The sequence below is a fragment of the Candidatus Binatia bacterium genome, assembly GCA_036382395.1.
Classification (GTDB): Bacteria; Desulfobacterota; Binatia; order HRBIN30; family HRBIN30; genus JAGDMS01.
Window position 1 is genome coordinate 1 of sequence record DASVHW010000396.1, and the last position, 8,020, is coordinate 8,020.

General features: G+C 61.4%; 7 protein-coding genes. All 7 read left to right on the forward strand.

All coding sequences use genetic code 11. The features are described from left to right. Nucleotides 1-1,131: MATE family efflux transporter (locus tag VF515_19315; protein HEX7409785.1), on the forward strand; the 1,131-nt coding region annotated here is incomplete at its 5' end. A gap of 91 nt (nucleotides 1,132-1,222) precedes the next feature. Continuing rightward, entirely contained in the window at nucleotides 1,223-1,876 is a 654-nt protein-coding gene (locus VF515_19320; GenBank protein ID HEX7409786.1) for a hypothetical protein, read from the forward strand. A gap of 631 nt (nucleotides 1,877-2,507) precedes the next feature. Next, nucleotides 2,508-3,398 carry a helix-turn-helix domain-containing protein gene (locus VF515_19325; protein HEX7409787.1) on the forward strand — a complete coding sequence of 297 codons (891 nt, stop codon included), beginning with the start codon at nucleotides 2,508-2,510 and terminating at the stop codon, nucleotides 3,396-3,398. 105 nt (nucleotides 3,399-3,503) lie between these two features. Further along, entirely contained in the window at nucleotides 3,504-4,385 is an 882-nt protein-coding gene (locus VF515_19330; GenBank protein HEX7409788.1) for a phosphatase PAP2 family protein, read from the forward strand. Then, nucleotides 4,385-5,275, forward strand: coding sequence for a MoxR family ATPase (locus VF515_19335; GenBank protein ID HEX7409789.1), 891 nt, complete (start codon nucleotides 4,385-4,387; stop codon nucleotides 5,273-5,275). Before VF515_19330 ends, VF515_19335 begins: the two co-directional genes overlap by 1 nt. Before the next feature lie 34 nt (nucleotides 5,276-5,309). Then, on the forward strand, nucleotides 5,310-6,440 hold the full coding sequence (locus tag VF515_19340) for a VWA domain-containing protein (GenBank protein ID HEX7409790.1): 1,131 nt from the start codon (nucleotides 5,310-5,312) through the stop codon (nucleotides 6,438-6,440). A 456-nt stretch (nucleotides 6,441-6,896) separates the two neighbouring features. Then, nucleotides 6,897-7,529: a hypothetical protein gene (locus tag VF515_19345; GenBank protein ID HEX7409791.1), complete on the forward strand. Its 633-nt coding sequence runs from the start codon at nucleotides 6,897-6,899 to the stop codon at nucleotides 7,527-7,529. Nucleotides 7,530-8,020 lie beyond the last annotated feature (491 nt).

Consider the following 8,020-nt stretch of genomic DNA (forward strand, 5'->3'; position numbering starts at 1 on the left):
CTGGCCCTCGTGGCGCGGCACATCGGGGCACGCCAAGAGGCCGACGCCAACCAGGTACTGGGCCAGTCGATCCTCACTGCATTTGGCCTTTCGGTCGTTGCGATAATCCCGGTGATCATATTTGCATCGGAAATCGTCGGCTTGTTTGGCGTCGAGCCGTCGGTGGTCGCGCAGGGCGGCGATTTTGTCAAGCTGGTCATGTTGTCGATTCCTCAATCGGCGGTCCTGTTCGTCATCGGCTCGGCGTTGCGCGGCGCGGGGGATACACGAACGCCGTTGTTCATCGGTGTCATCGTAAACATCTTCAATATCGTCGGCAACTACGTCCTGATTTTCGGAAAGCTCGGATTGCCGGCCCTGGGGGTGCGTGGATCGGGGCTGGCGACCACTATCGCGTTCACGGTTGGGATCGCGGTGGGCCTACTGCTACTGGTGCGCGGCAGACTCGTCTTAAGGGTCACGCTTCACCCGCTCCGCTTGGACATGAAGACGATTCGCCGGGTGCTGGCCATCGGATACCCGGCTGCCGGCGAACAGATGATCATGCAGATCGGATTTTTCTTTTATCTTGCCTTCGCTGCCCGCTACGGCACCAGCGCCGTGGCGGCGTACTTCATCGGGGTGCGGATCCTGGCGCTGTCATTTCTTCCCGGCTACGGCTTCGCAGCAGCCGCAGCGGCTCTGGTAGGACAGAATCTCGGAGCGGGGGATCCCGTGCTTGCCGAACGGAGCGGATGGGAATCGAACCGGCTGGCGATCTACTTGATGTCCGTTTGCGGTGTCATCATTTTCCTGGCGGCACGGCCGATCGCGACGCTGTTCGTCGACGATGCGCAAGTGGTCACCGACGCGGTTTCATTCATTCGCATGCTGGCTGTGGCGCAGCCTCTGATGGGCATCGATTTCACCATCGGAGGCGCATTGCGCGGGGCCGGCGACACCCGTTTTCCGCTTCTGGCCGTGTTCGTTGGTTTCTACGGTTGTCGGCTGACGTTTGCGTACGTTGCCGCCGTGGTTCTGCACCTCAGCTTACCATGGGTCTGGTTTGCGCTCATGGGGGACTACGTCGCCCGTGCCGCCCTGAAAGCCTGGCGCTTCCACAGCGGGCGCTGGAAGCATATCGCAGTATAGGTGCGTAGGCCTCCGGCAAATCACAAAATTCCGCTTGACGCGTTGGCCTTACTACTTTAGCCTTTTGGCGCTCATTTGCGGAGGAAATACGATGACTCAAAAGGGGCTGCTTGTTCTTACCACCGTGGTATTGCTCAGCGTTCTCCACTCAGGCGCCGCTTTCGGCGACGTACGCAGAGAACGGACGGCACGCCGACCGTACATCGTGGAAATTGGCCAGCCCTACGCCATCAATGCCCACCGGCTGCAATACGAAATCGACCACATCAGCCAACTGAACGAATACGTCGCCAAGTACGGCTATCCCGACTACGCAGAGATCCAGGAAACCTCGCCGGAATGGCCGTGGGAAGCGTATGAAACGCGCCTGTACTATTTGCAGCGGAACCTGGAAACGGATTTTAGTCCCGTTTTGCTCTCCCCAGCAGCACCGAACTTTGGCGTGCTGAAATTCCGGGGCGACATCACCCCGGAAAAGCGACATGAAATAGAATTGATTCTGCAAGCGCGGGAGAAGCCGGCAGTGCCACCACCGGTTGCAGCGGCGCCGCCAGCGGTCGCGGCCCAACCGCCCACTGACCATGGGTTGACGGAGGCCTTGGTTGCCCGCATCGAAGCCGCCGCCGAACGCGCGGCACAGGCGGCGGATCGGGCGACGGCAGAGAGTGAGGCAGCGGTACGCGCAGCGGATCGGACCACCAACATTGTCGAAACATTGGAACCGCGCGCCGCCGCTCGGCGGTAAACCCGTTCGCGCTGTTTTACGGCGCCGCCTTCGTCATTCGAAGGCGTACGCTGAGCCGTTTCCATCCGTCCGAAAAACTGTTCCCTGCCAGAGTCTGATTGTCCTGAAATCGCGACAAATCCGACCCGCGATTGCGCGGATTCGTACGCGCCCATGGGTTGCCAGGCGTGGCACCTCCGTTGCTTCTTCTCGCGGTCAGGAGGGGACCGATGGATGTGCTGACGTTAAAGGAAAGGAATCGAACGGTCAAAGCGCGCTGCGTCGTATGTGGCGACCTTCTCACTACCGGAACCGTGTGCGAGCTGTGCAAGCATGGCCGCATCAGTTCACGGGAATACGCCGAGATTTTTTGGGAGGAAGCGTAAGAGCGTCGGGCTTGTCTATTGAGCCTTCCGCAGGAGTTGCGGTTCCTTCCGTTGAAGAGTAAAAAGACATTGATTAATGGGCCTCAGGTGCACCGACGGAATCAGTAATGGATCAACCAGCCGCTTTTATTGATCCGCATCATATGGAATCTTCCCCTGCTCTAACCACGGAGGCGGGCTCCCAGCCGTTGCAGTCGACTTCTGACACAGCGCCAATCGGCTCGGCTCGTCAGCTCCTCAATCTTTCGCCAGAGGTGCTGGCCGAGTTGCATTGGATCGCAAGCGAAGGAAGTCCAAGCCTGAGTCGGCACGCCCGCATCATTCTTGCCAGGAATGAAGCACGGCCGCTCAGCGAAATCTCGCACGTTCTCGATGTCGATCGAGCCACGGTTCGGCGATGGCTCCTGCGTTTCGAAAAATACGGGCTGCGCGGCTTGATCCATGCCTCGACCGGGAAAAGCAGGAAACGACGATTCAATGATGCCGTACGCGACGCGGCTGCGCGTCTCGCAATGGAGAGTCCGGCGACAGCCGGCGAGACCTTCACGCACTGGTCGCTGCGGCGGCTACGGACTCATTTGATTCGACGTGGCATCATCCAAGAAATCAGCGTAGAGGGCCTGCGGCAGATTTTACACGGACTGCCGTTGCCGGAGGCATACTGGCGACGTGGCGAGCAGCCCTTTGCTCCGCTGAACAGTGAAGTGCAGCGCGGGCTTGATGTGTTGGCACGTGAGGCGCGCCCTGAAGTTGCCCGCCGCGCACGTGTGGTACTGGCAAGAGGCCGCGGCTTGAGTGAGACCGAGATCGCCAGCGCGCTCGGTGTCGGACGCAGTTGCGTGCGCCGCTGGCTGCAGCGGTTCCAGCGGCACGGCATGCTCGGTTTGCAGATGGCACGGCGCTCATCGCATCCATTGGTTTTTACGGCCGAGGTACGCGCCGCCATCGTCCGACATGCCTTGATGGATCCGAAGCTGGTGGGTGTCATGCGGCCGCGATGGTCACTTCGGAGCTTGCGAAACGAGCTGATTCGCCAACGCGTCGTCCGCAAGATCAGTATCCAGCACTTGGGCCGCATCCTCGCAGAGGCCGGCGTGTCTTTCCGTGGCGGTTTGCCGGTGCCCGTCCCCGAAGCCCGCGTGCCAGCCCGCGGTTAAGGCGGCTACGACTCTTCTTTCTCGTCGCGCGGAAGCGCAGCCACCTCAACGTCGCAGTCCGGCGTCTCTTGCCTCTTCGATACCGGTGGGGCTACTAACCTCTTGATGGAAACCCTCACCGGCTACGTCCTGTTCCATTGGATCGCTACCTGGGCGAATCCGTTCTGCGACATCGTGTTTCGGGGTGCGACTGATCTCGGCTATCACACCTTCTACTACCTGGTGCTCGCGCCTCTCTTCTGGGTCGTGGATCGCCGGCGTGCCAGTATCCTTTTCCTGCTCATCCTCGCCTCTGGCTTCCTGAACACGGTTGCCAAGCTATGGGTCCATACCCCACGCCCCGACCCGCACCTGGCGCGGGTGCTCGACCTTCGCCCCTACCGAACCGGCAGCAATGCGTTTCCAAGCGGCCATGCACAGAATGCCGTGGTCTTTTGGACCTATCTGGCCTGGTGGGTTGGGCGCCGCTGGTTCTCGGCAGTGGCAGCAGTCATGGTGGCACTGATTTCCTTTTCACGCCTGTACTTGGCGGTGCATTTCCCGATCGACATCATCGGTGGCCTGGCGCTCGGGGCCGTCTTGATGCTTCTCCTTCCACCCGTGCTCGAACGGTGGTCCCGAGCCGGGTTCCACTTGAGCCGTGCGGCGAGCATCGCCGCAGCGGTCAGCTCCCTCGCACTGGCGGTCCCGGTCACCGATCTCACGCTGGCCCTCATCGGTGGCTCCTTCATCGGTTTCATGGCCGGCGCTGTTTGGCTGCCACAGTCGCCGTGGGTCTTCCGGAGTCCGGCGCAAATGTCCGCAATGGTCGCCGGTGGGCTGGTGCTCCTAGTTGGCCTCAGCGTAGCGTTCGACTCCTTCCCCACCACCGTTCCTGTATTCCTGTATGTACGCATCGCGGTGCTGTGGATCGTCGCTTTCTGGCTCTACCCACAGGCACTCCTTCGCATTTCAGGAGTGCAACCCGTCCCTGTACGATGTGACTGATGCGTGCCGACGAGATCACCACTGAGGTGGTACGGCAAGGACTCGAGCGGGCGCGCTACCTCACCACCCCCCGCGTCGAAACCGTCTTGTACCTGGCTTTGATTTTGGAAAAGCCGTTGCTGATCGAAGGACCGGCCGGGGCCGGCAAGACCGAAATCGGCAAGGTGATGGCCGAGATCCTGCGCACGGACCTGGTCCGCTTGCAGTGCTACGAAGGGCTGGACGAAGCCAAGGCCTTGTACGAATGGAACTACCAGAAGCAACTGCTGCGCGTTCAAACGGATCGCACTCAAGACCTCGACTGGAGCGAGGTCAGCCAACACATCTTCTCGCGCGAATACCTGCTGGAGCGGCCGCTCTTGCGGGCCATCACCACACCACACAAGGTCGTGCTCTTGATCGACGAGATCGACAAGGCCGACGAGGAATTCGAGGCCTTCCTCCTGGAGCTACTGAGTGAGTTTCAGGTGAGCATTCCCGAAATCGGCACCATCACGGCCCACCAGCGTCCAGCTGTAGTCTTGACATCCAATCGGGCACGGGAGCTTTCCGAGGCACTCAAGCGACGCTGCCTCTACCTCTACCTGGACTTCCCCGGCCTCGAGATCGAGCGAGAAGTCATTCGGCTGAAAATACCAGAACTCGGCGAGCGCTTGCGCGATCAAGTGGCCCGCTTCGTCAACAGCCTGCGCAAGCTCGACCTGCGTAAGACGCCGAGCATCGCCGAAACCCTCGACTGGGCACGGGCACTCCGAGCGCTGGGCATAAAGGAACTGGATGTCGGCGCCGTACGCCAGACCCTCAGCCTCGTGCTGAAACACGAAGAGGACCTGCGCAAAGCGGACAACAAAATCAGTTCCATGCTCGCCGCCAGCTCGCGCCAAGCATAACAGCCCCAATTCCCCGGCGGACGGAAGGCCTGGTTTGAAAGACCGCCTCCTCACCTTCATCGATGCGTTGCGCGACGTGGGCCTGCCAGTCACCATGGCGGAAGCGATCGACGCCATGCACGCGGTCGGCGTCATCGGCGTCGAACCAGAAGCCTTCCGTGAAGGCCTGGCAGCGGCGTTGGTAAAAGACGAAGCCGACCGGCCGGCGTTTGACGCCGTCTTCGACCGGTTTTTCGCAGTACCGGAACGTCGGCGAGGCAGGGGCGAGCGGCCGAAGCCCGCCGAGGATGCACCTGGCCGCGGGAGCGGGAGAGCAGGTACACTCCCTGTCCCTACCGAACACCCCGAGCGGCCGAGTGCAGAACCCGCACGGCGGCCGTCGGAACGGCATGCTGAGTTCAGCCGCCACGGACAGCAACCGAACCGTGCCCAGCGTCTGGCCCGTGATCGGGCGCTCCTCATCATGCCGTTCCGCACCATGTCGCCATCGGACGCAGAGGCGTGTGAGGCCTTGGTTGCTGAGCTGGCGCAACGATTTCGGGCACACCTGAGCCGGCGCCAGCATGCAGCGCAGCGTGGCCGGCTCGACATACGCCGCACCTTGCGACGGTCGATCAGCAGGGGAGGCGTTCCGATCGATCCGGCATTCCGCCGCCGCCGGCCCGGGCGCCCGGATCTCGTCGCCCTATGCGACTTTTCTCATTCCGTGGCCCTCGCCAGCGAGTTCCTGATCGCCCTCCTCACCCCGGCGTCTGCGTTCTTTCGCAGGGTGAGGTTGTTTGCCTTCGTCGATCGGCCGGTGGAAGTTTCGTTCGAGGGCGGCTCGCTGGTTCCTCACGAACGGCTGGATCTGTACGCGCGATCCGATTTCGGCAAGGTGTTGGTAGCCTTCTGGAACCAGCACGAGCCGCTGCTGACTCGCAGCACGATCCTGCTCATCCTTGGGGATGCGCGGAACAACCGACGCCCACCCCGCGCTGATGTTCTTGGACGCATTCACAGCGCCGTGCGGCAGGCAACATGGTTGAATCCGGAACCGCGCGAACATTGGAACACCGGCGACAGCACGATGGCCACATACGCACGCCGCTGCAACGCCGTGCTCGCTGCTTCAAACGTCCGCGAACTATACGCAGCCTTACGGCACACTTTCCGTGCCCTGTAAGCCGCAACCGGTCTCACGGCGAGCCAAATCGCCCAACGGTGCTGGAATTCGTACTGAAACTACGGCTTCGGCGCGCGGAGGTGAGGCGATCTCATGGTCCGCATCCGCGCTGCAATGCCAATGAAAAGGGAAACGGCAAGAGCGGCTGCGCCCCACGCATTCACATCCGGGATTTGAGCACCGGGGCTCACTGGGACCGGAGGTCCGGGCAGGTTGTCTTGCAGGTCGACGGCAAAGATCCTCTCGCCAGCTACAAGGGGCCGAGACAAACCTATGCCGATACCGGAACTACTCTCAAAATTGCCTTGGTCGTCGGTCCCCCCGATGCCGAGCAACACGTCATCGGTGCCAGGGGCGCACCCTTCCGCAATGCCGTTCAAACCAGCGCTGCAGATCTCCAGCAGCGGGGATGGGATGTTGGGAGCCCCATGACCGAAGACGCGCGACGATCCGGCCGTGTTGCCTCCAGTAATGACCGGAGGCACTGGGACCGGTGTGCTCGTTGACATCCGGGTGGCTGTTGTCGTCGGTGTCGCCGGACTGCCCGGCGTGTTGGTTGGAGTGGCGGACAGCGTCGCCGTTGGAACGCTCGTGCTGATCGCAGTCGGGCTCAGCGTCGGCGTATTGCTGGGTGTCAGAGTCGGGATATTCGTGCCGGTTGGCGTCTGGGTTGGCGTGCTCGTCGCCGTCCGCGTCGGGGTACTGGTCGGCGTGTTTGTGGGCTGCTGCGTCCCCGTGGTCGTTGACGTCGGTGTTGCAGTTATGGTCGGACTCAGGGTGAGCGTCGGCGTACTGCTGGGTGCCAGAGTCGGGCTAGTCGTAGGACTGCTAGTGGACGTGCCGGTTGGCGTCTGGGGTGGCGTATTCGTCGCCGTTTGCGTCGGGGTACTGGTCGGCGTGTTTGTGGGAGCGAGCGTATTAGTCGGTGTGGTGGTTGGTGTATTCGTCGGAGTAGCGCTGGGTAGCGGTCCGACAAAAATGGTGCCGCTAACGGTGTTACAGGGCACCTTTTGTCCGCCCTGGAACAAATCGCATTTCGTCACCGCGACATTGCTGCTACCGGCCACTTGGCCCAGGAAGGTAATCTGAAACACCGCCCCACTACCACTCAGCGGAGAGATGCACGCGACCGACACGCTCACTTTCCCGGTAACAGCCGTATTCGCAATGAACAAGCAACCGGAACGGTCGGTCAGCGTTCCTGCATTGGTTGCAGCTGTTGCCAGCACCGCCGTCGGATTGTCGTAGGTCACGTCGATCGTGAACCCGGACAGACTATTTGCGTTGTCGATGGACACACTGATGACAGCGCTGGCTCCTGGCGTGGGAATCGCCGTGACGGCAGGAGAAATACTCACCGTGCGAGGTACCAAGGTCGGCGTGGGCGATTGCGCCAGGGCCACTTCGGTGAGAAACGCGACGGACAGGAAAAGGGAGGAAATGACGTGGCTGACAACCAGGCAAGATCTTCTGGGTCGTTCTCGTTTCATGCCGCCTCCCCGCTCAATCATGCGAAGGTCTTTTTGCCATATAACTGACGAAAGTCAAGTAGAAAGCACCGGCGGCCTCTCTCCGATCGC